Origin of the sequence: Rhizorhabdus antheiae, from assembly GCF_049889055.1 — a bacterium.
Classification (GTDB): Bacteria; Pseudomonadota; Alphaproteobacteria; order Sphingomonadales; family Sphingomonadaceae; genus Rhizorhabdus.
Map to the genome: position 1 here is coordinate 477,918 of NZ_JBLTWO010000001.1, position 26,121 is coordinate 504,038.

Annotated in this window: 23 protein-coding genes and 1 tRNA gene; 9 read left to right on the forward strand and 15 right to left on the reverse strand. The window is 64.5% G+C overall.

Going from position 1 to position 26,121, the window contains the following annotated elements; genetic code table 11:
- Positions 1–207: 207 nt before the first annotated feature.
- Positions 208–573, forward strand: a complete 366-nt coding sequence (locus tag ACNI3R_RS02180; RefSeq protein ID WP_426179527.1) for a response regulator — start codon at positions 208–210, stop codon at positions 571–573.
- 24 nt (positions 574–597) lie between these two features.
- Here ACNI3R_RS02180 and ACNI3R_RS02185 read toward each other — a convergent pair whose 3' ends face one another.
- The 5 genes from ACNI3R_RS02185 to ACNI3R_RS02205 form a co-directional block, all read right to left on the reverse strand.
- Positions 598–1,887 carry a M20 metallopeptidase family protein gene (locus ACNI3R_RS02185; RefSeq protein ID WP_426179529.1) on the reverse strand — a complete coding sequence of 430 codons (1,290 nt, stop codon included), beginning with the start codon at positions 1,885–1,887 and terminating at the stop codon, positions 598–600.
- Complete coding sequence (locus ACNI3R_RS02190) at positions 1,887–2,522, reverse strand: DUF4893 domain-containing protein (RefSeq protein ID WP_426179530.1); 636 nt, start codon at positions 2,520–2,522, stop codon at positions 1,887–1,889. The genes ACNI3R_RS02185 and ACNI3R_RS02190 overlap by 1 nt, the downstream gene beginning before the upstream one ends.
- A 112-nt stretch (positions 2,523–2,634) precedes the next feature.
- Positions 2,635–3,420, reverse strand: coding sequence for a 3-hydroxybutyrate dehydrogenase (locus ACNI3R_RS02195; RefSeq protein ID WP_426179532.1), 786 nt, complete (start codon positions 3,418–3,420; stop codon positions 2,635–2,637).
- A gap of 33 nt (positions 3,421–3,453) precedes the next feature.
- Positions 3,454–4,599, reverse strand: coding sequence for a patatin-like phospholipase family protein (locus ACNI3R_RS02200; protein ID WP_426180248.1), 1,146 nt, complete (start codon positions 4,597–4,599; stop codon positions 3,454–3,456).
- Between the two features lie 118 nt (positions 4,600–4,717).
- Positions 4,718–5,578 carry a DUF2171 domain-containing protein gene (locus tag ACNI3R_RS02205; RefSeq protein ID WP_426179534.1) on the reverse strand — a complete coding sequence of 287 codons (861 nt, stop codon included), beginning with the start codon at positions 5,576–5,578 and terminating at the stop codon, positions 4,718–4,720.
- A gap of 227 nt (positions 5,579–5,805) precedes the next feature.
- Between ACNI3R_RS02205 and ACNI3R_RS02210 the strand changes: the two genes are divergently transcribed.
- Positions 5,806–5,881 (forward strand) — tRNA-Ala (locus tag ACNI3R_RS02210).
- A gap of 143 nt (positions 5,882–6,024) precedes the next feature.
- Here the strand turns inward: ACNI3R_RS02210 and ACNI3R_RS02215 are convergent.
- On the reverse strand, positions 6,025–6,180 hold the full coding sequence (locus ACNI3R_RS02215; RefSeq protein ID WP_426179536.1) for a hypothetical protein: 156 nt from the start codon (positions 6,178–6,180) through the stop codon (positions 6,025–6,027).
- Here ACNI3R_RS02215 and ACNI3R_RS02220 point away from each other — a divergent pair.
- The gene (locus ACNI3R_RS02220) at positions 6,179–6,325 is read left to right on the forward strand and encodes a hypothetical protein (RefSeq protein WP_426179538.1); all 147 of its coding nucleotides are present in this window, start codon (positions 6,179–6,181) and stop codon (positions 6,323–6,325) included. The two genes, ACNI3R_RS02215 and ACNI3R_RS02220, sit on opposite strands and share 2 nt — an antisense overlap.
- A 127-nt stretch (positions 6,326–6,452) precedes the next feature.
- Here ACNI3R_RS02220 and ACNI3R_RS02225 read toward each other — a convergent pair whose 3' ends face one another.
- The 6 genes from ACNI3R_RS02225 to ACNI3R_RS02250 all read right to left on the reverse strand — a co-directional run bounded on the left by ACNI3R_RS02225 (position 6,453) and on the right by ACNI3R_RS02250 (position 15,999).
- A complete protein-coding gene (locus ACNI3R_RS02225; RefSeq protein WP_426179539.1) occupies positions 6,453–8,525 on the reverse strand; it encodes a PQQ-dependent dehydrogenase, methanol/ethanol family in 2,073 nt (690 codons plus the stop codon).
- 164 nt (positions 8,526–8,689) lie between these two features.
- Positions 8,690–10,246 (reverse strand): GMC family oxidoreductase, encoded by a 1,557-nt coding sequence (locus ACNI3R_RS02230; RefSeq protein WP_426179540.1) that lies wholly within the window; start codon positions 10,244–10,246, stop codon positions 8,690–8,692.
- The gene (locus ACNI3R_RS02235; protein WP_426179542.1) at positions 10,243–10,755 is read right to left on the reverse strand and encodes a hypothetical protein; all 513 of its coding nucleotides are present in this window, start codon (positions 10,753–10,755) and stop codon (positions 10,243–10,245) included. The genes ACNI3R_RS02230 and ACNI3R_RS02235 overlap by 4 nt, the downstream gene beginning before the upstream one ends.
- A 17-nt stretch (positions 10,756–10,772) precedes the next feature.
- On the reverse strand, positions 10,773–13,052 hold the full coding sequence (locus ACNI3R_RS02240; protein ID WP_426179544.1) for a TonB-dependent receptor: 2,280 nt from the start codon (positions 13,050–13,052) through the stop codon (positions 10,773–10,775).
- 128 nt (positions 13,053–13,180) lie between these two features.
- Complete coding sequence (locus ACNI3R_RS02245) at positions 13,181–14,488, reverse strand: amidase family protein (protein ID WP_426179545.1); 1,308 nt, start codon at positions 14,486–14,488, stop codon at positions 13,181–13,183.
- Positions 14,489–14,493: 5 nt separating this feature from the next.
- Positions 14,494–15,999 (reverse strand): aldehyde dehydrogenase family protein, encoded by a 1,506-nt coding sequence (locus ACNI3R_RS02250; RefSeq protein ID WP_426179546.1) that lies wholly within the window; start codon positions 15,997–15,999, stop codon positions 14,494–14,496.
- Between the two features lie 264 nt (positions 16,000–16,263).
- Here ACNI3R_RS02250 and ACNI3R_RS02255 point away from each other — a divergent pair, with 264 nt between their 5' ends.
- Positions 16,264–17,220 carry an AraC family transcriptional regulator gene (locus ACNI3R_RS02255; RefSeq protein WP_426179547.1) on the forward strand — a complete coding sequence of 319 codons (957 nt, stop codon included), beginning with the start codon at positions 16,264–16,266 and terminating at the stop codon, positions 17,218–17,220.
- Positions 17,221–17,244: 24 nt separating this feature from the next.
- Here the strand turns inward: ACNI3R_RS02255 and ACNI3R_RS02260 are convergent, their stop codons facing one another.
- Together ACNI3R_RS02260 and ACNI3R_RS02265 are read right to left on the reverse strand one after the other, a co-directional pair.
- A complete protein-coding gene (locus ACNI3R_RS02260) occupies positions 17,245–18,600 on the reverse strand; it encodes an FAD-binding oxidoreductase (protein WP_426179549.1) in 1,356 nt (451 codons plus the stop codon).
- Complete coding sequence (locus tag ACNI3R_RS02265; protein ID WP_426179551.1) at positions 18,597–20,714, reverse strand: 3-hydroxybutyryl-CoA dehydrogenase; 2,118 nt, start codon at positions 20,712–20,714, stop codon at positions 18,597–18,599. The genes ACNI3R_RS02260 and ACNI3R_RS02265 overlap by 4 nt, the downstream gene beginning before the upstream one ends.
- Before the next feature lie 264 nt (positions 20,715–20,978).
- Between ACNI3R_RS02265 and ACNI3R_RS02270 the strand changes: the two genes are divergently transcribed.
- The 5 genes from ACNI3R_RS02270 (at position 20,979) to ACNI3R_RS02290 (ending at position 25,274) form a co-directional block, all read left to right on the forward strand.
- Positions 20,979–22,298 (forward strand): spinster family MFS transporter, encoded by a 1,320-nt coding sequence (locus ACNI3R_RS02270; RefSeq protein ID WP_426179552.1) that lies wholly within the window; start codon positions 20,979–20,981, stop codon positions 22,296–22,298.
- A 114-nt stretch (positions 22,299–22,412) separates the two neighbouring features.
- Entirely contained in the window at positions 22,413–23,570 is a 1,158-nt protein-coding gene (locus ACNI3R_RS02275) for an acyl-CoA dehydrogenase family protein (RefSeq protein ID WP_426179554.1), read from the forward strand.
- Positions 23,571–23,613: 43 nt separating this feature from the next.
- Positions 23,614–23,973, forward strand: coding sequence for a hypothetical protein (locus ACNI3R_RS02280; protein ID WP_426179556.1), 360 nt, complete (start codon positions 23,614–23,616; stop codon positions 23,971–23,973).
- A complete protein-coding gene (locus tag ACNI3R_RS02285; RefSeq protein ID WP_426179558.1) occupies positions 23,970–24,722 on the forward strand; it encodes an SDR family NAD(P)-dependent oxidoreductase in 753 nt (250 codons plus the stop codon). Before ACNI3R_RS02280 ends, ACNI3R_RS02285 begins: the two co-directional genes overlap by 4 nt.
- Before the next feature lie 78 nt (positions 24,723–24,800).
- Entirely contained in the window at positions 24,801–25,274 is a 474-nt protein-coding gene (locus tag ACNI3R_RS02290; protein WP_426179560.1) for a MarR family winged helix-turn-helix transcriptional regulator, read from the forward strand.
- A gap of 47 nt (positions 25,275–25,321) precedes the next feature.
- Here the strand turns inward: ACNI3R_RS02290 and ACNI3R_RS02295 are convergent, their stop codons facing one another.
- The gene (locus ACNI3R_RS02295; protein ID WP_426179562.1) at positions 25,322–26,113 is read right to left on the reverse strand and encodes a 2-keto-4-pentenoate hydratase; all 792 of its coding nucleotides are present in this window, start codon (positions 26,111–26,113) and stop codon (positions 25,322–25,324) included.
- Between the last annotated feature and the right edge of the window lie 8 nt (positions 26,114–26,121).

Sequence of the window (26,121 nt, forward strand, 5' to 3'; positions counted from 1 at the left end):
GGCCGCCAGAAGGCACCCCACGTCGAGACGCTGACGGCGTTGCCTTGCCGCCATTTCGACACCGAGCTTTTCCTGGGGAGGAAGAGATACGCCCGTCAGGCTCTGCCTGGCGGGCGTAATCCTGTATGTTAACTATCGATGGCGATTGCGTCGGCAACACTTATCGTCCATCACGCGCCCAAGGGGGAATTTCGTAGAAGGACTGAAATGGCTACCGAACCCCCTGCGGGAACCCGTGTGCTGATCGTCGAGGATGAGACGATCATCGCGATGACGGCGGAAGACATGCTCGAGGAAGTCGGTTGCACGACCGTCGCGATTGCCGCGAGTGTCGACGAAGCGCTGGCCCGGGCCAAGGATACCGAATTCGATATCGCCCTGCTCGACCTCAATCTGGGCAGCGAGAACAGCCTGATCGTCGCCCACGTCCTGCGGGAGAGCGGCCGCCGCTTTCTTTTCGCCACCGGCTATGAAGGACTGCCGCCGGGAAGCGGTTTCGACAATGCGCCGGTCATTGCCAAGCCCTATCGGCTCGACCAGCTCGCGACCGCCATCGCCGCAGCTCTCGCCTGACGCGAGGCCTGCGGCAGACCTGGCCTATCCCTTCTTCAGCACGTCCAGCGCCGCCGCCGTCATCGCCTCGACAGCCGTCGAGATCACGGCGTCGGCATCGGGCGCCCAGAAGGGGCTGTGGATGGACGGCAGCTTGGTGACGTCGCCGCCGGCCGCCTTCCATTTCTCCGGCGACACGCCTCCGACCCAGAAAAGCATCGACTGGATCGATTTGTCGGCGAGGTAGAACTCGCTGAAATCCTCGCCCCCCATTTGCGGTTTGATCATCTTGACCCGCTCCGGCCCGAAGCGGTCACGGAACAGGTCGACCATGCGGGTCGTGACGTCATGGGTATTGAAGGTGGCGGGTGTGCGCTGATCCTGCAGCGTGACCACGGGCAGCTTGTCGTCAGGCAGGCCGGCCGCAATCCCCTCCCCCTTGGCGATCCGGGCGATGCCGTCGAGCAGATGCTGGCGCACCTCGGGCGTGTAGGAGCGCACCGTGATCTGCAGCTTCGCCTCGGGCGGGATGATGTTGTGCTTGGTGCCCGCCTGGAAACTGCCCACCGTCACGACGCCGGACTCGAGCGGATCGGTCTCCCTCGAGATCAGCGTCTGCAGGGTGGTCACGATTCGCGACCCGAGCACGATCGGATCCCTGGCGAGATGCGGATAGGCGCCATGGCCGCCGACACCCTTCACAAGGATATCGACCGAATCGACATTGGCCATGATGTAGCCGTCGACCGTACCGATCGTCCCGGCCGGAAGCGACGCGGAATCGTGGAAGGCGATCACGGTCGAGGGCTTGGGAAAGCGGCTGTACAGCCCGTCCTTGAGCATCGCCCGCGCGCCCGAACCGATTTCCTCGGCCGGCTGCCCGACCATGACGAGCGTGCCGGACCAGCGACCCTTCATCGCGGCCATCCGTCGGGCGACTCCGATCCAGCTCGCCATGTGCGTGTCATGGCCGCAGGCGTGCATCACGCCCGGATTCTGGCTGGCATAGGCGAGCCCGGTCTGCTCGGTCACCGGCAGGCCATCCATGTCGGCGCGCAGCAGCAGTACCGGTCCCGGGCCATTACGCAGGATCGCGACGACGCCGGTGCCGCCGACGCCGCTCGTCACTTCGAAGCCTGCCTTCTTCGCCTCCACCGCCATGATGCCGGCGCTGCGGCCTTCCTTGAAGCTCAGCTCCGGATGCATGTGCAGATCGCGATAAATGGCGGTGAGGCCCGGCATGTCGGCCTTGACCGCATCGACCAGGGGATCGGCGCGGAGCGGCGTCGCGACCATGGCCGCGCCGGCGGCGAGCAGCGCAATCAGCTTGATCATCATGCCCCCTTGGGAATCAATTCGAAGACGTCGATGGTGGATTCCCATCGCGGATAGGGAAAGGCGATGCGCCAGCGCTGCGGCCCGATGCGCTCGACGATGCCGGCCATGTCGCGCTCGGTGTCGCGGCCATAGGGTAGCGGCCGCGCCTCGTCGCCCAGCGACATCGCCCCGAGGAAGATCATGCGACGACCTTCGTCGGGATAGATCATGCCCACCGGCCGCTGTGATCCGTCGAGTTTTGCAAAGCGCAGGCCAGACGCATCGGCGGTCACCCGGCAGGTGAAATAGGGGTAGGCGATATAGTCGAGCAGGCCCTTGGTCTGCGCGCCCAGTTTGATCACGCGGCAGCGATAGTCACCGACAGGCAAGGCCGGATCGTCGATCGCCATGTCGGGTTGCAGCAGCGCGCCCTGCGCCGCGACCTGCTGCGGGTTGCTGGCGCGGGCCTTGTCGAGACCCGCGATCCAGGCGCTGCGCCAGCGGGCGATGCGATCACGATCGGCCGCACTGGCGAGGCGTTGCCAGCCGGGTGCGCGGTCGGGGGACGAGGCGCGCTCGACGCCGCCATCCTTGCCGCAGCCCGGCAGCGCGAACAGCACGCAGACAGCCAGACCGAGTCGCGATGACTGCAAGCAATCGTCTCCTCACGCCCCTCGTAAAGCATCAGCCTGCCCGCCCGCGCCATGCTTGGCAAGCCCGGCTTTTCAGCGATTTACGCAACAGCGGGACGCGCGGACTCCAAGATCACTGCGCGGTCCAGCCGCCGTCGATCGAAATGTTGGTGCCGGTGATCGACGCTGCCTCGTCGCGGCAGAGATAGAGCGCCATCGCCGCGACCTGTTCGACCGTCACGAACTGCTTGGTCGGCTGCCCCGCGAGCAGCACGTCGTTCATCACCTGCTCGCGCGTCATGTTCCGCGCCTTCATCGTGTCGGGAATCTGATTTTCGACCAGCGGCGTCCACACATAGCCGGGGCTGATGCAATTGGCGGTGATGCCGTACGTCGCCGTCTCCAGCGCCACCGTCTTGGTGAAGCCGGCGAGGCCGTGCTTTGCGGTCACATAGGCCGATTTGAAGGGCGATGCCGTGAGCGAATGCGCCGAAGCCGTCTGGATGATCCGGCCCCATTTGCGCGACTTCATCCAGGGCAGCGCCAGCCGGGTGGTATGGAAGGCGCTGGTCAGGTTCAGCGCTATGATGAGGTTCCATTTGTCGACCGGGAAGTCCTCGACCGGAGCGACATGCTGCATGCCGGCATTATTGATCAGGATGTCGACGCCGCCAAAAGCCTTGGCAGCCTCGGCCATCATCGCCTCGATCTGTTCGGCCTTGGTGAGATCATGAGCGCTGTAGAGCGCGCCTGCACCGCTCGCCGCTTCAAGCGCCTTGCGCTCCTGCTCGATGGCATCGGCATCGCCGAAGCCGTTGAGCACCACATTCGCGCCCTCGGCCGCGAGGCTCTTGGCATAGGCGAGGCCGATGCCCGAGGTCGAACCGGTGATCAGAGCGGTCTTGCCCTTGAGGAACATGCTAACGGACTCCTTGGCAGTTGAAGGGTGCTTTCAGCGGGTGAGATCGAAGGCGGCGATGCGGCCGTCATAGATGTTGCGCGCGAGCAGTTCGGAGCGGCTCATCGTCTCCGCGATGGCAGCGCGCCCGGCGGCGATATGGTCGCGCATCGTGCGCTGCGAGAATTCATAATCGCGCGAGCCGCCCTCCCAGCGATTGGCACGGTAGATCAATTGGACGAGGCTCAGACTGGAACTGCGCGCACGTTCGCGCAGCGCGACCACGTCGGGATCGTCCGCCATGTCGGGTGGCAGTTTGTCGAGCAGCCGCCCGATCAGCTGCAGGTCGCGCCGGCTGCGGATCAGCTGGTCCGATATCTGGCGCGTGCGGCTGGAGAAGCGGATTTCCTTTTCCCGCGCCATAACGTCGAAGATGGTGCGCGGCGGTTCCGAAGAGGCCGCGAACAGATCGACCTGGAACACCAGCATGTCCTCGGCCTGGTTCTCGACGATATGGCTGAGCGGTGTGTTCGAGACGAGGCCGCCATCCCACCACAGCTTGCCGTCGATCTCCACCGGCGGGAGGCCCGGAGGCAGAGCGCCCGACGCCATGACGTGGCGGGCATCGATCCGGTCGGTGCGGTTGTCGAAATAGCGGAAATTGCCGCTCTCGACCTCGACTGCCCCGACCGAGAAGCGCATCGGCCCCTCGTTGAGCAGGTCCCAGTCGACCAGCGCATCGAGCGTCTCGCGCAAAGGTGCACTGTCATAGACGCTCAGCGCCGCCATCGAGCCGGCCGGAGCGAAAGCGGGCGGCAGGAGCCTCGGCCGGAAGAAGCCCGGGACGCCGAAGGTGGCCACCAGCGCAGCCGCGCTTTCATGCAGCGCCTCGCGCCCGAAATCACCCCCGAAATCGCCGTTGAACAACGCGATGGCCGGAAGCGCCTCGGTAATCCTGTCCCAGAAGGCATGCAGCCGCTCCAGCCTGCGTTCGCACGGATTGCCGGCGATCAGCGCCGCGTTGATCGCGCCGATGGAAATGCCCGCGACCCAGTCGATCTCGATCCGGGCGGCGTCGAGCGCCTCGAATATGCCGACCTGATAGGCCCCGAGGGCGCCACCGCCCTGCAACACCAGCGCCACGCTGTCGGGAAGAGGGAGGCCGGTCGCGGCCTGCCTGGCGGGATCGGGTTCGGCCATGTCGCTATAGTGGGCGCGATGCTGCACCGCATCAAGAGGGACGGTCACCGAACTGCAAGCAAAAGGGGCCGATCCGAAAACCGGCCCCCGCTGCCGTCGCGCTGCGACCGGAGAGGCGTCAATAGGTGCCGGAAAAGGCGCGGTTGAGATTGCGCGGACCATCGTTCCGCTCCTCGTCCTTCCACGCGGCCTGCGCCTGTTCCGCCGTGCGGTTCAGCTTCACTTCGGTGCCGACCTCGGCGATCCAGCTGCACGGGACCGAATGGTGACGACCGCCAGCATCCTTGTCGGTCTTGGTCAGCAGGATCCGATCGCCACGAACATGGTCGACGGTGCCGACATGCGTGCCGTCGGAACCGACGACTTCCTGATGCTCGCGGACCTGACGAACCGCCGAACGCTGTCCCTGGCGGGTCGATCGCCAGCTGCCGAAATCGCTCTCGAAGCGGCTCTGATTTTCGCGGCGATAATCGTCATAGTCGCGGTCGAGTTCCTCCATCTGACGGCGGCGCCACTGGATGTAATTGGGGTCCTGACCCCAGCCGTCATGGTCGCGGCCGGCACCGAGACCCCAGCTGCTGGTGGCACCCGCACCACGTCCGGCGCCATGGTCCGAAGCATAGCCGCCGGAGCCGCCGAGATAGCCGCCGCGCGCGCCATAGCCCGAGCCCGAGCCCGAGCCGGCGAAACCACCGCCCGACGATCCATAGCGACGCTCATCCTCCCGGTCGCGCAGCCGCTCGTCCCAACGCCGCCGACGCTCGGCCTCCTCGTCGCCGAACCAGGACCGGACCTCGTCCCCGGCACGGTCGAAAAAGCCGCGATCATCATCATAGTCGCGCGGCCGCGAATAGCCGCGATCAAAGTCAGAGCGGCTGCGATAGCCACGCTCCTCGTCGCGATCACGCTCCCGATTGCCATAGCCATAGCGTCGGTCCTGATCGTCCCGATAATAGCGGCTGCTACGTTCGTAACCCATGACATCCTCCTGCTCTGGTGTGATTTTCCCGGGACTTGCCCGTTGGAAAGGATGTCGCGAGAACGTCCGCCTCGCCGTCCCCGTTCCGGGTTCGGCGTCGGAACGGCATGAGAAATCGACCGGCGGTTGGTCGCAAGCGTAACGCTTGGAGCGGCGGAAATCGGCGGCCATCGATTTGGCCTGTTGCATCGAACCGCGCCGCCCGCTAGAGGAAGCGCCCGGCGTGCGGGGCTGTAGCTCAGATGGGAGAGCGCTGCAATCGCACTGCAGAGGTCAGGGGTTCGATTCCCCTCAGCTCCACCACCCCACGCCGTTTTCTGCCAGCATTTTAATGCATTTACCTTTTGACTCCGAAGATGCGCGCCATCTGTTCCCACACGTTGCCGCGAATTGCGGCGACTGGAGCCGCCCCGCGATAACTCATTCGGCCGTTAAGTGCTGGAACGTCAGCGCGCATGCGGCTTCTGCGCCTTTTCCAAGAGCTCGGCGAAGGCTGAGCGGGGGGGGCCGCCTATCGGCTCGACCTGGCTGAGGTCGGCCAGCGCGCGGCCGAGGCGGCGAAACGCGGCGCGACAGAGCTTTGTCTGCAGGGCAGCATCCATGGCCGGCACCCTCGTCAACTCGGCAGCCGCCGAGGCGCTCAGTGCGGTGCTGATCTTCCTCAACAAGACCTATCAGACCGGCGACGGCATCCGCATCACGGGCGCGCTACTGGCCCCTGCCAGCGGCGTTGCGCTGCCCAGCTAGAGCATGTTCACAACGGCTAAAGAGTCTATCGTCTTTTGGTGCCGCATTTTCCGAGCCATTGACCGAATCCGGTCAACTTGAAAATATTCTAGAAACCGCGATGCCCCCGCCGCTCGGCGGGTGACCGTCACGGCATTGACGGGTCGGCCTTCAGGTCGTTGGCGCGCTTAACGATATAAGCGCGGATCGCCTCGACCTCTTCGGCTGTCAGGTCCTTCGAAAAGTTGGGCATGCCAAGCGGTTCCGCCGCACCTTCGAGGACGAACGCTCTGAAACTGGCCGGGTCGGCGATCGCCATCGAACGACGAAGATCGGGAACCCCGCCATGGTTCACGGCCGTATCGCCGTGGCACATCCAGCAGCGCACATGGTAAAGCGTCCTGCCGCGCTCGATCGCAGCGGCGGATGCGGTCGAGGGCGGGGGCGCCAGGGGTGCTGCCGGTTCATCCGCCGGCATCGGCAGCTTCGCGTTTCCTCCCAAGCGGAAGGTGACTACGCGGTTGACCTTTGGCTTGACCGATCCCTGAAGCGCCTCTCCCATGTTGAGCGGCAGGATACCTCCCCAGCCGACCGCGACCGAGACATATTGCACCCCCGCGACAGAATAGGTGATCGGCGGCGCGACGATCCCCGAGCCCATTGGCATCGACCACAGCTTCCTGCCGCTGGTCGCATCATAGGCAGCAAACTCGCCCGTGCCATTGCCCTGAAAGACCAAACCCGACGTGGTCGACAGCGTGCCCCCGTTCCACGGCATTGGCATGGGTACCGACCAGACGCGCTTGCGGGCCTTGGGGTCCCAGGCAACCAGCGCGCCGCTCATCATCGAGCGGATCTGCTTCCGGATCGCCGGATCCTCCGGCATCGCCGTCTTTGCAGGATCCTGACCGGTGTTCCATCCCCGCTGGTCGAACCGGAAATCCTGGGTCTTGCCGGAGATATAGCCATAGGGGATTTCGGCCGTCGGCAGATAGACGAGGCCGGTTCGAGGATTGTAGCTCATCGGCTGCCAGCCATGGCCGCCGGCCGGTGACGGCATTCCCAGATAGGGCTTGCCCGTGCCGCTATAGCGCGCTGCCGGCACGATATCGGGCCGGCCGGTCTTCGGATCGAGACCCTTTGCCCAGGTCACGTTGACATAGGGCGTACCCGAGATGAAGGTGCCGTTGGTCCGATCGAGCACGTAGAAGAAACCATTCTTCGGCGCCTGCATCAGCACCTTGCGCGGCTTCCCGTCGATTTCGATATCAGCGAGAATCATGTGCTGGGTTGCGGTGTAATCCCATTCGTCGCCCGGCACTTCCTGGAAATGCCAGACATATTCACCGGTGGACGGGCGCACCGCCACGATCGATGACAGAAACAGATTGTCGCCCTGGCCGGCGCTGCGCACGGCTCGATCCCAAGGTCCGCCATTGCCGACGCCGATGTAGAGCAGATCGAGTTCGGGATCGTAGGACATCGAATCCCAAGCCGTACCGCCGCCGCCATATTTCCACCATTCGCCGTTCCAGCTCTTGGCGGCCATCGCCATAGCCGCGCTCTCGAACCCCTTCCTGGGGTCGCCGGGGATGGTGTAGAAGCGCCAGGCCTGCGCGCCCGTAGCCACCTCATAGGCGGTGACATAGCCTCGCACGCCATATTCGGCACCGCCATTGCCGATGATGACCTTGTCCTTCACGATCCGCGGCGCGCCAGTGATCGTGTAGGACTTGTCCTTGTCGGTTGTCTGGACCGACCACAGAGGTCTGCCCGTCTTCGCATCGAGCGCCACGAGACGACCGTCGAGCACGCCGACGAAGATCTTGCCATCGGCATAAGCGACGCCCCGGTTGACCACGTCGCAGCAGGCTCGCCGGGCGATGGCACCGTCGATCTCGGGATCATAGTCCCAAAGCTTGCGACCGGTCCGCGCGTCGAGCGCGATCACCTTGCTCCACGGCCCGGAGGCGTACATCACACCGCCGACGACCAGCGGAGTTCCCTCCACACCGCGCAGCGACCGCGCTTCGAAGTCGGCATACCAGGCGACACCAAGCTGGCCGACATTGTCGGGCGTTATCTCTCCCAGCGCGCTGAAGCGGCTCTCGCCCGCATCGAGGCCGTGGAGGGCCCAATCGACATTGACCGCACGGTTGGTCGGCGCGCAAGAAGCCAGCGCAGCCACCAGCAGGGCCGCGGACACAGCCTGAAATCTCACCTCGTTCACTCCTGATGGCGTGGGCCGGAAAAGGTCATTCCGCCTTCATCGGACCGGATGCGGAGATCGGCTAGTTCATGAGCGCAGTCATTGTACGCGCTGCGCAGGGTTGATGCGGGAAGCGCCAGGCCATGCCTCCCGCCGAGAGCGGACGAGAGCCGTCGTCAGATCTTCCCTGCCCGTATCTGGCTGTCGACATGGTCGGCTTGGCGCAGCGTCAGCGCCACGATCGTAAGCGTGGGATTGCACCCGGCGGAGGTCGGGAACAGGCTGCCATCGGAAAGGAAGAGATTGTCGATGTCGTGCGTGCGCCCAAAGGGGGTGCAGACGCTCGCCTTCGGATCGGTGCCCATCCGCGCGGTGCCCATATTGTGGGTGGCAGGGATGTAATCGCCCATCTCGATGATCTTCTCGGCGCCCAGCGCTTCGTAGATCCTGCGCCCCACCTTCCAGGCATAGGTCTTCATCGCGATGGTGTTGGGATGATCCTCATAATGGATCACCGGCACCGGCAGCCCATAGCCATCGCGCTCGGTCGGGTGGAGCGTGATGCGGTTCGACAGCTGCGGCGGATCCTCGCCGGTCAACAACATGCCGGCGAGATGATCATATTTGTCGAGAACCGAGGTCAGGTCCTCGCCCCAACCGCCGATCATCATGTTCTTCGCCAGGATTTCCGGTGTGAAGGGCACGGTGCTGATCAGGAAGCCGCCAGCGAACCCGCGTTCCGGCCGGTGGCCGCGCTCGTCGCGCACCACCCCTGCAAGATGGGTCTGACGGTGGAAGTTTACCTTGCCGGGCATCACTCCCATCACCTGGATGGTGAAGTGCCGCATATAGTTGCGCCCGACGAGACCGCTGCTGTTGGCGAGCCCGGAAGGAAAACGGTCGCTGCGGCTGTTGAGCAACAGGCGCGTGGTCTCGACCACGTTGCCCGCGACCGAGACGGCGCGACACTTCTGCGTGACCTTCCTGCCCTTGGTGAGATAGGTGACGCTTTCGGCCCGACCCGCATCGTTCAGGTTGACCGCGATAGCCATCGATTCCGGACGCAGTTCGAACCGACCAGTCTCCTCCGCCTTCGGGATCTCGGTATAGAGGGTCGACCATTTCGCGCCGATCGCACAACCAGAGGTGCAGAAACCAAGCTGCTGGCAGGCCGGCCGGTCGTCGCGGGGAACCGAGTTGATTGCCATGTTGTGCGTGTCGATATCAGTATAGCCGCACAGCCGCGCCCCGGCTTCCAGAACCTTGGTGTTGTTGCCGGCCGGCAGGAAAGGCAGCCCTTGCTTGCCCGAGACACCCATGCGGAGTTCCGCCTTGTCATACCAGGGTGCGATTTCCTCCGGCGTCACCGGCCAGTCCACCAATGTCGTATCAGCGAGTTCGCCATAAGTGCTGCGCGCCCGCATCTCGTGCGGCTCGATGCGAGGACAGGCACCGGTCCAGTGCATCGTCGTACCGCCGACGGTCTTGCAGCTCCAGACCGGGAAATTGGCATCCGGCTTTCCGGTGGCCATGCGCCGGTCGAGCCAGGTCAGCTTTTCGAACATCACCGCTTCGTCATTGACGACGTCGGCGAGAGACAGGCGCGACCCGGCTTCGAGGCAGACGACCTTATGCCCCTTCTGCGCAAGTTCGTTCGACAGGGTGCCGCCGGCGGCGCCCGATCCGATCACCACGAAGACGGAATTGTCGTCCAGGCTGAAGCGCGCAGTCATGCCCCGGAACTTCCCGCCTTCGGAAGCCAATCGATGTCGTCGAACCCCCGATCATGATAACCGCCATATTCGAGCGACGATCCCTCATAGCCGACCATCTTCCACACCGACCGGTCGCGATAGATCAGTTCCGCGCCGCGCCAAAGGATCGCCTTGAAGAACGGTTCCTGATCGACCTTTTCGACCAGGCCCTTCTGGATGACAGGCGGCAGATCCGCGAACGGCGCGATATGGCTGGCGTCGAGCAATGCGAGCCCGCGATCATGCTCGGAGATCGCGGCGGGCTGCGCCGCGATCTCCTTCACATAGGTTTCCGCGGCACCAAGGTAGAAGCCGGGCGTCAGTCCGCGATGCGGGAAAGCAGCCTTCAGCAGTGCGGCGGTCGCAGCCACGCGCCGGTCCGGCACCGCCGAAGCTGCCCCGAACGCCTTGCCGGAGGCGAGCGGCAGGGCTGCCGCGAGGGCGATGCCCCGCATAAGACCCCGCCGCGACATGAAAGCGCTGGTCATCGCCATGCCCCGATGGATCAGAGGGAGAAACCGGCCTTCAGATAATATTGCCGGCCACGGTCATAGGCCTGCATGAAGAAGCCGAAGGACGGCTGATAGTCCCCGAACAGCCGGAACTTCTTGTCGCCGATATTGTCGACGCCCGCAGTGAGCGTGAAGACCTTGCTGTCGCTCTGCCAACGGATATTGCCGTTGAAGACGCTGTAGCCCGGCTGATAAAGCTCGGGATTGTTGATGCCATTGGCATTGGTGAAGAAGCCCGACCTGTAGGACCAGTCGATGTGCGGCGTGACCGAACCGTTGTCGCCCAGGCCGAACTCCTTTTCGCCCGATGCGCTGATCGTCCATTTGGAAACATAGACGAACTTGGAGTCGAGCGTGAGCCCCTGCACGCCGGCGTTCAACTGCTTGAACTTCGCATCGGTCATGCCCGCCGCCGCGTTCAGGCGCCAGCCGCCACCGGGTGCAAAGTTGGTTTCCAGTTCGAAGCCCTGAATCCGCGCCTTGCCGGCATTGGTGATGAACGGGCCGACCCGCGTCGCATCGGCAACGAGGAGCTGCATGTCCTTATAGTCGGTGTAGAAGAGCGCACCGTTGAGGCGCAGGCGGTTTTCGAGCGCCATCAGCTTGAAGCCGGCTTCATAGGAATCGACCGTCTCGGGCCGGAAACTCGGCAGACTTGGCTCGGGCGGGAAGATGCGCTGGGTGTAGCCACCGCTCTTGAAACCCTGCGAATAGGTCGCATAGAGCATGGCATCGCTGGTCACCTGATAGGACAGGTTCACCATCGGGTTCAGCTTGTTGACGTCCGCCTTGACCGTCTGGAACGGTACGATCCGTGTGCCCGGCGGGATGACCAGGAACGGCGCCAGCGTCGAGATCACAAATTGGTCGGGCAGAAAGTCCTTGCGATCCTGCGTATAGCGCAGGCCGCCGGTCAGGGTCAGCTTATCACTTATCTTGTACCCAAACTGCGCGAACGCCGCCCAGTTCTTGTAATCGTAAAAACCGCCTGACTGGGCAGACACCACCAGAAAATCGATACGGTTGAGATCCTGCCCCTTCTCCTTGAAGAAGTAGAGCCCCGTCACCCAGTTCAGCTTGTCGTCCAGAGCCTTGCCGGTGAACTGGAGTTCCTGGCTGAACTGCTTCTGGGTGAAATCGTCGAACACATGGTTGATCGGCAGGTTCGATCCGTCGCGATCCTGCGCGAAGACACCGTTGATGCGGCGGATCGCCGTGATCGACTTGAGCTGCATCTCGTCGGTCAGATCATAGGAGGCCGTGAGCGATGCGGACCACAGCTCCAGGTCCGAATAGGTCGGCGCAGTGGAGAAGTTCGTGGTCTTCGAAAAGAGGCGGTTGTTGTAGCACTGCGTATTGCTGGAGCCAGCCGCGCTGAAGCAGCCCGGAAGCGCGCCGAAGCCGGTGGCGATGGCGTTTTGCAGCGAAACGAAGCTGCCGGTAGCGGTCGGATCGATCCCCGAAATGGTGACCGGAGCGCCATTGCTCTTGTCGCGCGTATAGTCGGCGGCGATGGTCGCCTCGAAACGGCTGTCGACCGGCGCGAAACGGATCGCACCACGCACCATCTTGGTGTTCTGGTTACCCAGCTTCTTGCCGAGGCCCGGCGCGTTGACATAGCCCTCCTGCGAGAACAGGCCTGCGCTCAGCTTCGCGTAGAGGCCCTCGGCGATCGGCCCGCTGACCATGCCGCGAACATTGATGCGATCGTCGGTGCCATATTTGATGTCGCCCTTGAGCCTGAACTCGTCGCTCGGCTGAAGGGTCGTCAGGTTGATCGCGCCGCCGATCGTGTTGCGGCCGAACAGCGTGCCCTGCGGACCGCGCAGAACTTCGACCGAGTTGACGTCGATCAGATCGAATACGCCGCCGGCGGTGCGGCCGAGATAGACGCCGTCGACATAGATGCCCACGCCCGGCTCGACTGTCGGAGCAAAGTCATTCTGGCCGATACCACGGATATAGACGGCCGCATTGGACGCAATGCCGCTGTTCGAAGGAATATTGGCGAAGGTCAGGTTGGGGGTGAAGTCCTGAATGCGGCTGACCTGGGTGATCCCTTGCGCCTCCAGGCGATCGCTGGAGAAAGCCGTTATCGAAATGGGCGTGCTTTGCAGATTCTCGGCCTGTCGGCGTGCCGTAACGGTGATCTCTTCGAGCCCCGCCTCACTATCGCTCGTCTGAGCCATTACCTTCTGGCTGACGCTGCCGATCGCGGCAATGACGAACATAGACGAGACAATGTTGCGCTTGATCCAACCTCGACTATTCATGATTTCCCCCTTCTGCTATTTTTGTCCCTGCGATGTCGCGTCGGTCTGTGCCGATCTTGCGGGGGCAGCGTCTCAATTCATGGGCTCGTCGGCTATCCACTTTCCGTAACCGATGTGCGCCATGGGTATCAAATAGGCGTCGCCAGGCGGGGTGCCGGATAGTCAGGACGCGCGATCAGGGCCCGGGCGAAGGCCAGAAGATCGCCGTCGCGATGGCGCGCCCCGATCAGCATCATGCCGATCGGCAAGCCTTGACCATCCGACCCAAATGGCAGGCTGATCGACGGGAGTCCGGCCATGCTGTCGGGCCGGGTGAAACGGGTGAGGGTCGGGAAGGTCGGCGCAGGCCGGCTGTTGAGCATGAGTTGCTCGCCGCTGTCGATCGGGGGCGCCACAAGCGGTGCCGTGGGCAGCAGAACACGGTCGACATCGCCGGCGAAAAGGGTGGCATAGGCTGTTCGCAACGCCGGCCAGTGATGACCGATAGCCTCGGCATAGACCGGGTCGGGCACCGTCACGCCGTCCGAAGCCATTCGCAGCAGATGGGCGACGTCGGGGGTCGCTACCGCCGCGACCAGGTCTTCGAAGGCTATGCCGGCAAGATCCGGCGCAGTGGCGCGCAATGTCTCATAGGTCTGGCGCAGCGCGATCGGGAAGCCGCAGGCTTCGTCAAGCGCGTTGACCTGCGCCAGATCGACCTGCATGACGACATGTCCGGCCGCGCCGAGCAGATCGGCCATCGCGCGATAAGCGTCGGCGACCGCAGGCTCCAGTTCGCCGAGATCGGCGGCGGATGCGATCCCGATCCTGCCCGCGCGATCGCTCGCCGCGACAGGCTGCTCACCCGACAGGATCGCGTCGGCCCATTCGATCCAGCGCAAGTCGCGTGCCATCAGACCGATGGTGTCACGGCTCGGGGACAGACCGATCAGCCCGTCGCACGGATAGCGTCCGGTGGACGGACGGAAGCCGATGATGCCGCAGAAGCTGGCCGGGATTCGGGCCGACCCGCCAGTGTCGGTAACCAGCGACAGGTCACCGAGGCCGAGCGCAAGCGCTGCGGCCGATCCGCCGCTCGACCCGCCAGACGCCCGGCCCCTGTCGATCGGGTTAGCGATCGCTCCGGTCCAGCCATTGGCACCGGTCACGCCGAAGGCCAGTTCGTGGAGCGTGGTCTTGATCGGCAGTATCGCACCATGCTGCCGCAGCAGCCGCACGGCGGTGGCATCGCGTGCTGCAAGAACATCGGCGAAAGCGGGCGATCCTGCCGTCCAGGGCAGGCCGGCCACTGCGACATTGTCCTTGACCAAAACCAAAGGTGCGCTTCCGGGCGGAAGTGCACTCCAGGCAGCCAGGGCCTCGCTGTCCACGGCCGCGATGGCGTTGTGCGCCCTTGCGGCTTCGATCAGCGCTTCGACGATCGCCGGGCCAGCCATTGCGGTCAGGCCAGCGCGATGGTGACGGATTTGCTCTCGGTATAGAGGTCGCGAACGGCATGACCGAGTTCCCGGCCATAGCCCGACATCTTGTAGCCACCGAAGGGCACTGCCGGATCGAGCAGATTGTGGCAGTTCACCCAGACGGTTCCCGCCTTGATCTTGCGGACCAGGCGATTGGCGAGCGACAGATTGTTGGTCCACACGCTGGCGCCGAGCCCGTAGCTGCTGTCATTGGCCATCGCCACCGCGTTCTCCACCTCGTCGAACGGCGTCGCGGCCAACACCGGGCCAAAGATTTCCTCGCGATAGATGGTCATGTCGGGACGGACGTCGGCAAACACCGCCGGACGGAAGAAGAAGCCCGAGCCATCGACAGCCTTGCCCCCGGCGACGAGGCGACCGCCCTGCTGCTGACCGACTTCCAGGAAGCTCTGGACCCGCTCGCGCTGCTTGGCCGACACCAGCGGCCCCATTTGCACGTTCGGATCGAAGCCCGAGCCGAGCGTGAAACTGTCCGCGACCTGCGCCAGCCCTTCCATGACGGCGTCGTAGATCGGACGCTCCACGAACAGGCGCGATCCCGCCGTGCAGACCTGGCCATGATTGAAGAAAACCGCCTGTGCGGCACCCTGCACCGCCATGGCGACGTCGGCGTCCTTCAGGATGACGACCGGCGACTTACCGCCCAGTTCGAGCGAGATGCGCTTCATCGTGTCCGCGGCGCGGCGCTGGATGATCTGGCCGACCTCCGTCGATCCGGTGAAGGCGATCTTGTCGACATCTGGATGATCGACCAGCGCCGCGCCGGGCTCGGCATCGCCGGTGACAATGTTGACGACGCCATCGGGGAACCCCGCTTCACAGATCAGCTGGCCGAGACGCAGCGCGGTCAGGGGCGTGTCCTCGGCCGGCTTCAGCACGACGGTGCAGCCCGCCGCGACGGCAGGTGCGATCTTCCAGATCGCCATGACCAGCGGGAAATTCCAGGGGATGATCTGCCCGACCACGCCGACCGGTTCACGCAGCGTGTGCGAGGTGAACTGCATGTCGGGGACATAGGCAAAGGAAGGACTGAGCGTGGTCCCTTCGATCTTGGTCGCCCAGCCGGCCATGTAGCGCAGCGAGTCGATCGCGATGTTGAGGTCGCCATGGCGGGCCATCATCAGGATTTTGCCGTTGTCGAGGGTCTCCAGCTCCGCGAATTCTTGGGCATGCTGTTCGAGAAGATCAGCCAGCTTGAGAAGCAGGCGCTCACGCTGCACAGGCCTGATGCTGGCCCAGCTCCCCTCAAATGCCTTGCGGGCGGCCTTCACGGCCCGATCGATGTCGGCCTTCCCGCCGGCGGGCACGGTGGTGATCGGAAGGCCGGTGGCCGGATCGGTCACGGTGATGGTTCGGCCCGACTCGGCGCCAACCCACTGGCCGTCGATCAGCATCTGTCCCGGTGCCGACACGAAGACGCGGGCGGCCGCTCCGAGCTTGCTCTTCTGGTCGATGACGTCCGACATTTCCACTCCTCAAGCCTTGCAAAAGACGGCGCAGGCTAAGCGGCACAGGCAGACGCACGCTATCCGCAATGCGAAACGCCGACCCGCATATGGCATCCATCGGAAGCGGCCTCGGCGACGCCACTTGACATTTCAACTAAATTACATTGTCCTTCATGTCCTCGAGAGCCCCGGGGAGCAGAGCCGGCACAGGCCAGCCACTTGCCCGCATGGCATGAGGGGGAATGCGATATGCTGAGCCTGGCCGGACGCGATTCTCGTACCATGCGTAATTTCCAGTCCAATGATCCCGGAGAGATCATCGACTATGTCGGCAAGGCGTTTGCGCCGCATCGTATGGATATGGCCGATCCTGCGCAGATGTCGGCAAAGCTGAGCTGCATCGAGGTCGCACCCACGCAGATCGTCGACATCCAATATGGCACCGACGTCTGGATCGATCCCGGCGAACTGGAGTCCCGTTTCCTCGTGCACGCGTCGATCGGCGGATCGAGCGAGGTCTGGGCCGGGGGGAGCGAGGGGCATATCCGGCCCGATAATCTCTATATCAGTTCACCGGGCGCGCCGATCCGCATCCACATGACACCGGCCTGCCGACACCTGACGGTCCGCATCGGCCATTCGGCGTTCGAGGATTATCTGACCCGGGTCATGAACATTCCGGTCAATCGCCCGCTCGTCTTCCATCCGGATCGCGAGTGCGGGCGCGAACTGCCGGTGGTGTGGCGCAACCTGCTCAACCATCTCATCGATCAGGCAAGCCAGGGTCCGATGCTGATGGCGAACAACCGGACGCAGCGCCAATATTCAATGCTGATGATCGAACTGCTGCTGAGCAACTACGCCAACAGCTATTCCGACCAAATCGCGCTTTACGGCAACGATATCTCTCCCTGGCACGTGCGGCGGGCACGCGACATCATTCACGCCTCGTTCGACGAGAGCATCTCGGTGACCGACCTCGCCAGCCAGGTGGGCGTCAGCGTCCGCAGCCTGCAGAACGGCTTCCGCCAGTTTCTGGGCCTCACGCCGGTCGAATATGTCCGCCGCCACCGGCTCGAAAAGCTCCACGCTGCGCTGATGGAGGCGAGTGCGGATACCAGCGTCACAGAACTCATGCTCGAATGCGGCATCGTCAATTTCGGCCGTTACGCCCAGCATTACCGCCAGCAATATGGATGCCGTCCATCGGAAACGCTTCGCAGCCGCCGGCCCTGTTGACGCACCGGCGGAGCGAGCCCTGCCCTAGAATATCCGACCGCGGTTGAGGATTTCCCTCGGGTCCATCGCCGCCCGGATCCGCCGCATCAGCGCAATTTCCTCGGGGCTGCGGCTATGCCCCAGCCAGGTGCGTTTGAGCAGGCCGATGCCATGTTCGGCCGATACCGAACCGCCCACGTCGCGAACCGCATCATAGACGATCGCCTCGACCAAGGGTCGCTGGTCCTCGCGCGGCAGTTCGACGGCGATGTGGAGATTGCCGTCGGCGATATGGCCGAAGAAGACGGGCCGGCTACCCGCGACCTCTGCGGCCAGACGCGCGCGGACATCGTCGACCAGTTCGCCGATCACCGGGAGCGGAGCGCTGACGTCGAAGGGTTCGACGATCGTCATCCCCCGGGCGATCTCCCCGATCGCATCGCGGTAATGCCAGAAACGCTGTCGATCGCGATCGGACCGGGCGATCAGCGCATCGGTCATCGTGCCGTCCTCGAAGCTGTTGGCGAGCGCGGCCGACAGCCCGGCGTCCTCGGCGGCTTCGGTTTCCACCAGGACGACCAGCGCATGCGTGCGATCGAACGGGCTGTCCTGCCCCAGGCTGCCGCACGCAGCCTCGAAAAACTCGCGCCACATCAGCTCATACGCGGAGAGCTGCGCCGGCATGGCCTTTTCCAGGCGGGCTAGCAGCCGCAGCGCGGCCGGATAGTCGCCCACGGCACATAACGCCGTCTGCTGGCCAATCGCCGGCGGTCGGAGGCGCAAGAGCGCACGGGTGACGACACCGAGCGTCCCTTCCGATCCGATGAAAAGCTGCTTCAGATCATAGCCGCTGTTATTCTTCAGCATGCCGCGCATCGACGAGATGATCGTGCCGTCGGCCAGCACCGCTTCGAGTCCCAGTACCTGGTCGCGCATCATGCCATGGCGCAGCACCTGCGTGCCCCCGGCATTGGTCGCGATCATGCCGCCGATCGTGCAGCTGCCCCGCGCACCAATGTCGACCGCAAGCCGCCACCCAGCTTCCAACGCGGCATTCTGAGCCATTTGCAGTACGCAGCCGGCACCGACGGTCATCAGCCCCGTGTCCGCATCGATCGCCTCGATCGTGGACAGGCGCTCCAGCGACAGGATCAGTTCGCCCGCCTGGGGGACTCCGCCCCGCGCCATGCCGGTACGACCGCCCTGCACTACGACCGGCTGACCGGCGCTGTGGCAACAGGCCAGCACCGCCGACAGTTCCGCCGTATTGGCAGGGCGGACCACGCCCGCGGGCCAGCCCGCCCCGCCGTTGGTTTCATCATCCAGATAGCGAGACTCGACGGCGTCGGCACCGAACATATGGGCGGCGCCGACGATGGCGGAGAGGGCGTCGACGATCACGCGGCCGTCTTGGCGGCAGTAGCGATCACCGGCAGCAGACCGCGCTGCCGCAACGCCGCTACGAAATCACCCAGCCGCGCAGTTCGGTAAGCATCGAGATCGACGCCCGCATAATCGTAGAACCCCGCCCCGTCGCGCAGGCCGCGCCGGTGCCGCGCCATGTTATCGCCGATGATCGCAGGGGCGGCAAATCGGCCCACGTCGATCTTGTCGGACAGGAAGGCGCTGGCGTGGTGCAGGATGTCCCCACCACCCCAGTCGATGAATTCCAGCAGTCCCAGCACGGCGAAGCGGAGTCCGAAGCCGACCCGAACCGCCGTGTCGATCTCGTCGGGCGAAGCGACGCCCTCCTCGGCCATCCGCGCCGCCTCGTTCATGGCCAGCGCCTGGATGCGTGGAACGATATAGCCGGGCGAAGCCGCGCAACTGATCGGGACCTTGCCGATCGCAGTCAGGATAGCGCGCAGACGATCGACGATCTCCGGTGCGGTGCGAGCCGAAGGGGATATCTCGACGAGCGGCATCAGATAGGCCGGGTTGAGCCAGTGCGCGTTGAGGAAGCGTTCCGGGCACTCCACCAGCGGCGCCAGCGTTTCGGCGTCGATCGTCGAGGTGGTGGAGGCGATGATGGCGTCGTCGCGCGCATGCTCGCCGATAAACGCGAAGCAGGCGCGCTTGGCTTCGACCGTTTCCGGCACGCCTTCGAACAGCAGATCGCAACCGGCAATTACAGCCGGCGCCGCAGCACGGCCCACAAACCTAACCCGCCGCAGCGCTGCCTCGACGCCGGCCTGGTCAAGCAGGTCGACGGACTTGAGAAAGACCAGGTCTCGCTCAATCTCTTGCAGCGCTTCGGCTGCGAGCCGGGCGACGTCACCCTCTTCACGCGGCTTGACGTCGACCAGGGCGACCTCGTGCCCTGCGAGGGCGAAGGCGACGGCGATGCCGCGCCCCATCCGCCCCGCACCGATCGCGCCGATCGCGCCGATCTTTGCGCGCTCGGGGCCCTGCGCATAGGTGATCGCGCTCGCTTCGGGACCATGATGCAAATAATCCGCCATGGCCTTGCGGTCGAGCCGATCGAGCCCCAGTTTTTCGAGCGTACGGCCCGAGGCGTAGAGATCCTCTCCCGTGATCGCCGAGGCCATGGCAAGCAGCCCCGACGCGACCGGGGTTGGCGTGCCGAGCCAGCGGCCGATAGAGACCAGCATGCTCAGGCCCAGCGCGGTGTCCTCGCGCATGTAGCGGTGCGTCTTGAGGTCGATCTTCTCGCGCCAGTCGCCGCTGTCGGTCAGCTTTTCATGCGCGGCATTGCCGTACATCCATTCGTCGCCATCGAGCGTGTAATGATCGGCGAGCGGGAAATGCGGCGGGCCGTAGCCTAGCGCTTCGCGCAGCGCGATCCGCTCCTGATCGAGCGCCGTGGTGACGGCGCGGATCGACGGCTGCGTGCCTTCATTATGAATATCCCAGGCAGGGAAATATTCGAGCGGTCCGGCGTTCATCAGGATCAGCGGCGGGTGGATGATCGGTCCGGCGTTCATCAGTCCGCCGGAAAGCCCGTCCTCGATCCGTTCGATTGCCGGATAGGCCTGCTCGAGCAGCGCAAAGGCATGGTCCGCATTCTTCGACGGGAAGACGCCGGTCGGCAGTCGTGTGGCATAGGCACTGACCACGATCTCCGCCGGACCATGTTTGCGCACAAGATAAGGCAGCGTGCCGGTCTCAGCGAAGCTGACGTCCGCCATATTGCCGGCAGCCCTTGCCGCCTGCAGGAACAGGATCGAACCGAGCGTGCCGGGCGGCAAGAAGGCGGCCTGCCCGTCGCGCCAATAGGGCGCGCAGGCCAGCGCCAGATCCTCGTGGGTCTCGGCAGGCAGCGGGATCACCACCAGTTCGGCCGACGTAATCGCTTCTTCAAGCGACAATGTCGGATGGGCGATGGCAACATCGCGATCGCCCTGCGCGTCGCGGACCCGGATAGTCTTGCGGTCGAGCACCGGGGCGAAGGCTTCTGCCCCCCGGCGCCAGAACCAGACCTCGTGACCGCGCTCGCTCAGTTCTGCCGCCGCCGCATAGCAGCCATGTCCCCCACCCAATACCGCGACGCGCATCAAGACATCTCCCTCGGATCCAAATCCCGGGCGATTGTGCGCAACATTGCTGGCGCCACTATACGCTATCGGCAAAGGCGATCCGTAATCTGCAGCAATATTGCGTGTCATCATACGGTTCGATTGACAGGCGCGACGAGAGGCGGCCCTCTCTCGACCGGAGAATAGGCGCGATCTTCATTGCTTTTTCACGTGACATATACTCCACTCGATTCCGGATTCGATACCGGGTCGGCATTGTCCAGAGGGAGGAGCATCGGCGATATGGAGCAGGACGAACGACGGGGATGGTATGTCGTCCTCCTGTGCATGGTCGCCTATATCTTCTCGTTCATCGACCGGCAGATCCTGGCGCTGCTCATAGCCCCCATCCAGGCCGATCTCGGTATCAGCGATACGCAGTTCGGCCTGCTGCACGGCCTCGCCTTCTCGCTTTTCTATGCGACGATGGGCATCCCGGTGGCGACATTGTCCGACCGCACCTCCCGTCCTCTGATCATCGCGACCGGCGTCGCCTTCTGGAGCGCTGCGACCATGGCCTGCGGTCTGGCGCGCAGCTTCCCGTCGCTGTTCCTCGCGCGCATCTGCGTCGGCGCGGGTGAGGCCGCGCTTTCCCCCGCGACCTACTCGCTGATCAGCACCTTGTTTCCGAAGGAGAAGCTCGGCCGCGCGGTAGCGGTCTACTCGCTGGGCTCCTTTCTCGGATCGGGTATCGCCTTCCTGGCGGGTGGCGCTGTAATCGCAATGGTCAGTGGGGCGGACAGCATCTCGCTCGCAGGGATCGACTTCCGGTCCTGGCAGCTCGCCTTCCTTATCGTCGGCGCACCCGGACTGCTGCTCGCTTGCGTCATTCATCTGACCATCAAGGAGCCGGCACCGCGCGGTGCGCGTGGCGGGGGAAAGGATCGGCCCGCGCTGAAGGCGGTCCTCGCCTTTCTCGTCCGCGAACGCGCGATTTTCGTGCCCCATATGCTCGGCTACACTTTCGCGGCGATGGCGCTCTTCGCGCTGCTCGGCTGGTCGCCCGCCTATCTGATGCGCAGCTACGGGATGACGCCGGCGGCGGCTGGCCTGTGGCTGGGTGTCGTGATCGTCTTTGCCGGCGGCGGCGGCGTGCTCGCCAGTGGCTGGCTCATGGACCGGCTGACCCGCGGCGGCGTTGCGGACGCCCCCTTCAGGACCGGAATCGTCGGGGCGCTCGGCACGCTGCTGCCTACCGGCGCCCTCCCCTTCGCGCCGTCCTTCGCCTTCGGCATGGCGCTGCTCAGCATCGCCCTGTTCTTCGCCTCCTTCCCGATGCCGCCTTCGACGGCGGTGATGCAGATCATCGCGCCTCCGACGATGCGATCGCGCGTCTCGGCGATCTTCTTGTGCAGCAATTCGCTGATCGGCCTGACGTTGGGGTCACTGGCGGTCGGCCTGCTAAACGATCGGCTGTTCAGCGGAGCGGCGGCAGTGGGCCATTCGCTGGGCATCGTCGCGGCTTGCGCCTCTATCATCGCAGCGGCCCTGCTGGCCTTGGGGTGCCGCCCCTATGCTGCCGCCCAAAGGGCCGATCAGACAGCCACTATTTGCGTTACTTGACTTTTCACGTGAGTTATATAGTTTCAATTGGAATCATGATGAGGGTCGGTATGAACGGCGGCGTCGACGGGCGCACCGGGGTCCGCTCCTCCCCATCCCGCAGGAGCTTTCGGCATGAACGCGATCCACCCACTGAAATACGAAACGGCTAGGGCGTCCGCGCTGGAGAAGCTGCTGAACACCGTTCGCGCCCGCCGCGACGAGTTCACCGCCAATCAGCAGATCAGCGCCGACGTGGTCGACCTGATGAAGCAGGCCGGCGTCTATCGCGCGATGGTCGCCAAGCGGTTCGGGGGCGACGAAATGTCCCCCGCAGACTTCCTGCGCCTGATCGAGACGATCTCTCAAGCGGATGGCTCCACGGGTTGGGTCGCCAGCTTCGGCTTTTCAGCCGTCTATCTCTCGGCCCTGCCGATCGAGACGCTGCAGACGATGTACGCCAAGGGACCCAACGTCGTGTTCGCCGGCGGTATCTTCCCGCCGCAAAAGGCGATCCCGGTCGAAGGCGGGCTGGAAGTATCAGGGTGTTGGAGCTGGGGTAGTGGGTGCACCGGCGCTGACCTCATCGGCGTCGGGATCAAGGTCGAGGGCGGCGGATCCAATGGTGGCCTGCCGCTGATCGCGGTCACCCCGGCGAGCAACGTCGAGATCGTTCCCAACTGGGACGTGATCGGCATGCGGGGCACCGGCAGCCACGACATGAAACTCGACAAGGTCGTGGTGCCCGAAGAATGGACCTTCGTGCGCGGCGGCAAGTCGAGCCTCGACACCCCGCTTTACCGCTATCCGTCCATGCCGCTGGCGGCGCAGGTTCTGGCGGTCGTCGGCCTCGGCATCGCCCGGACCGCTCTCGACCAGATGATCGAGCTGGCGGGCGGCCGCACCTCCATTACCGGCCAGCCGACCCTTGCCGACCGCGCCTATGTCCAGTCGGACATCGCCAAGGCGGAGGCCGCTTTGCGCTCGGCGCGAGCCTTCTTCTACGAGATCACCGAAGAGGCCTATGCGACCCTAGTCGCGGGCGACGATCTGAGCATCGAGACCCGCGCGCTCCTCCGCCTTGCCTCGACCAACGCGGCGCGGGTGGCCGCCGACATCACCCTCGACATCTACCGCATGGCAGGGACCACCGGCGTCTTCGCGGACCACTGGATCGCACAACTGATGCAGGACGCGCAGGTCATTCCTCAACACGCCTTCCTGGCCGACGGCACCTGGCAGAATGCCGGAAAGGTTCTGCTGGGCCTCGAATCGGCGCCCGGCTTTCCGTAAGCGCCGGATATTCTCCTGCTCCCCCATTGAAAGGACGACCACCATGGCCACGGAAAAGCAGCCCATCCGCGTTCTGTTCTGCGGCGCCGTGCTGCAGAACTTCTTCGATCTTCCCGCCAGCGACATCGGCAAGGTATGGGCCGCAACCGGAGAGATGCTGAAGGGCATACGCGATCTGCCGGGCGTGCAGATCCTTGGCACCATCGACGACGATCAGACGATGGTCGGCACCTCCCCCACCGGCTGGCCCTGGACCTTCTACATCCTTGCCGACGTTCCCGACCGCGAAACGGCGGTGGCCGCGTGCAATCTTTTCCGCACCATCGAGGTCGGTGAGTATCGGCTGTGGAAATATATCCGGGTCGAAGCCCGCCTGGGTCGCGAATTGGTGATACCCGCATGAGCGGGAAAGGCGGCGACGTTGTCCTCGTCACGGGCGGTGCGCGGGGCCTCGGCGCGGCCATCGCTCGCGGCCTTCACCGGCGCGGCTTCCGCGTCGGGATAGGCGATCTCGACGCCACGGCTGCGGACACGCTGGCGAACGAGATCGACGCGAGCGGCGCTACTGCGATCGGCCTGTCCCTCGACGTGCGCGAGCAGGCCTCTTTCGAACAGGCGCGCGACGCCCTCCTCGCCCGCTGGGGATCGGTCGAAGGGCTGGTCAACAACGCCGCCGCCACGGCCGCCAAACCCGTTCTGGACATCACGCCCGATGAATTCGACGCTGTGATGGCGATCAATGTGCGCGGGACCTTCGTCGGCTCCCAGGTATTCGGCCGCCTCTTCAAGGCGCAGGGCTATGGCCGCATCGTCAACATGGCGTCCCTCGCTGGGCAAAATGGCGGCACCGCCACCGGTGCGCATTACGCGACCTCCAAGGGTGCAATCGTGACGCTGACCAAGGTCTTTGCCCGCGACCTCGCCGCCTTCGGCGTCACCGCCAACGCGATTGCGCCAGGACCGATCGACTCCCCGATGGTCCACCGTACGATTTCCGAAGAAGCCATGCCTGGCTTTCTCGCCAACATCCCGGTCCGCAAGCTCGGCCAGCCCGATTTCATCGCCGATACGGTTGCACGTCTGTGCGCCCGCGACGCCGATTTCGTGACGGGGGCAACCTGGGACATCAATGGCGGGCTCTACATGCGTTGACGCCGCGTGGCTGTGCGACGATAGACGGACCTGCAAATCGGCTTGCACAGCCCAGAAAAGCGGGAGAGAGCGATCGGCATGACCGACAATGCCCTGCGCGACAGTCCTTCGTCCGACGCCACCGGGTTCGACCCGCACGACTGGCCCTTCTTCTGGATGACCCAGGCGGTCGGCCGCTATCTTCAGCGGCTCGAGACCGGGCTTAAACGCGTCAACCTCGACGTGGCGCGCTGGCGCGTGCTGATGTGCCTGAAGGAAGGCCGGGCCACCAGCGTAAGCGAGATCGCCGAACTGGCGATCGTCAAGCTCCCCACGATGACGAAGATCGTCCAGCGGATGCAGGCCGACAATCTCGTCACCTGCGAAGCGCGCGCCTCCGATGGCCGGGTGACCGAGGTATCGCTCACCGAACGCGGCATCGCCGCCCGCCAGGAGGCATGGGCAATCGCCAACCGACTTTATGGCCAGGCGTTCCGGACGATCTCGGGCGAAGATACCGCGCGGCTGAACATGCTGATGGAGGCGGTGTTCGACAATCTGAGCGAGTGGTGAGGAACCACCCGCGTTCAGCCGCTGCACAGGCCGGGCAGCCCCCGGGATCAGCGCCGGGGAAGCGCCTGCGTGACGGTGCAGGCGATCCGCCCGAAGCGGCCGAAATCAGCCTCACAATACTGCCCGATCCGCACAGCATGGACACCGGTGATCGCACCGGTCGAAATCAGATCTCCTTTGCGGACAGGCCTTCCCAACCTTGCGGTGCAGCTGAACGCGAAGGCCACAGCCGCCAGCGGCGAGCCTGGGATCGCGCTGGCCGCAGCATGGCCCGCCACCACCCCGTCTATCGTCGTCGTGCAAGGAATGTCGTCGAAGCGCAGCGCGCGCCAGTCGGGCACCTCTGCACCGAGGATCAAGCCGTTATTGTTGCCGAAGCCGGCAATGGTGGCGATCGCCCCGATATCGTTGATCGAAGCGAGCGGGCTTCCGGCGACTTCGACCGCAATATGCATTGACCCCGTCAGCGCGCGCGCCTCGTCGATCGACCAGTCCGCCTTATCGGCCGGCGCATCGTCCGCCGCGACGATGACAAGCTCGGCTTCGAAGGCCGCAAAGCCGCCGGCAAAGGCCGGGAAGACGGCGTCCTGCCCCACCGAACGAATGTCCGTCGCGAAGATCGGGCCAACGAAGCGATCTTCGCCCACCCTGTCCGCGAGGGGCGGCGCGATCTTCCCGACCTTCCAGCCCGCGATGCGATCGGGCCATTGCGCGATCGCCTCCTGCTGAACCGTATAAGCGGTGGCGAGATCGCCTGGAAGGTCGCCCGGATAATCGGAAAAGCCCGCCGCCGCCAACCGGCCTTCTACAAAGGCCTTCGCCTGCGCTTCACTGCTCATAGCGTGCC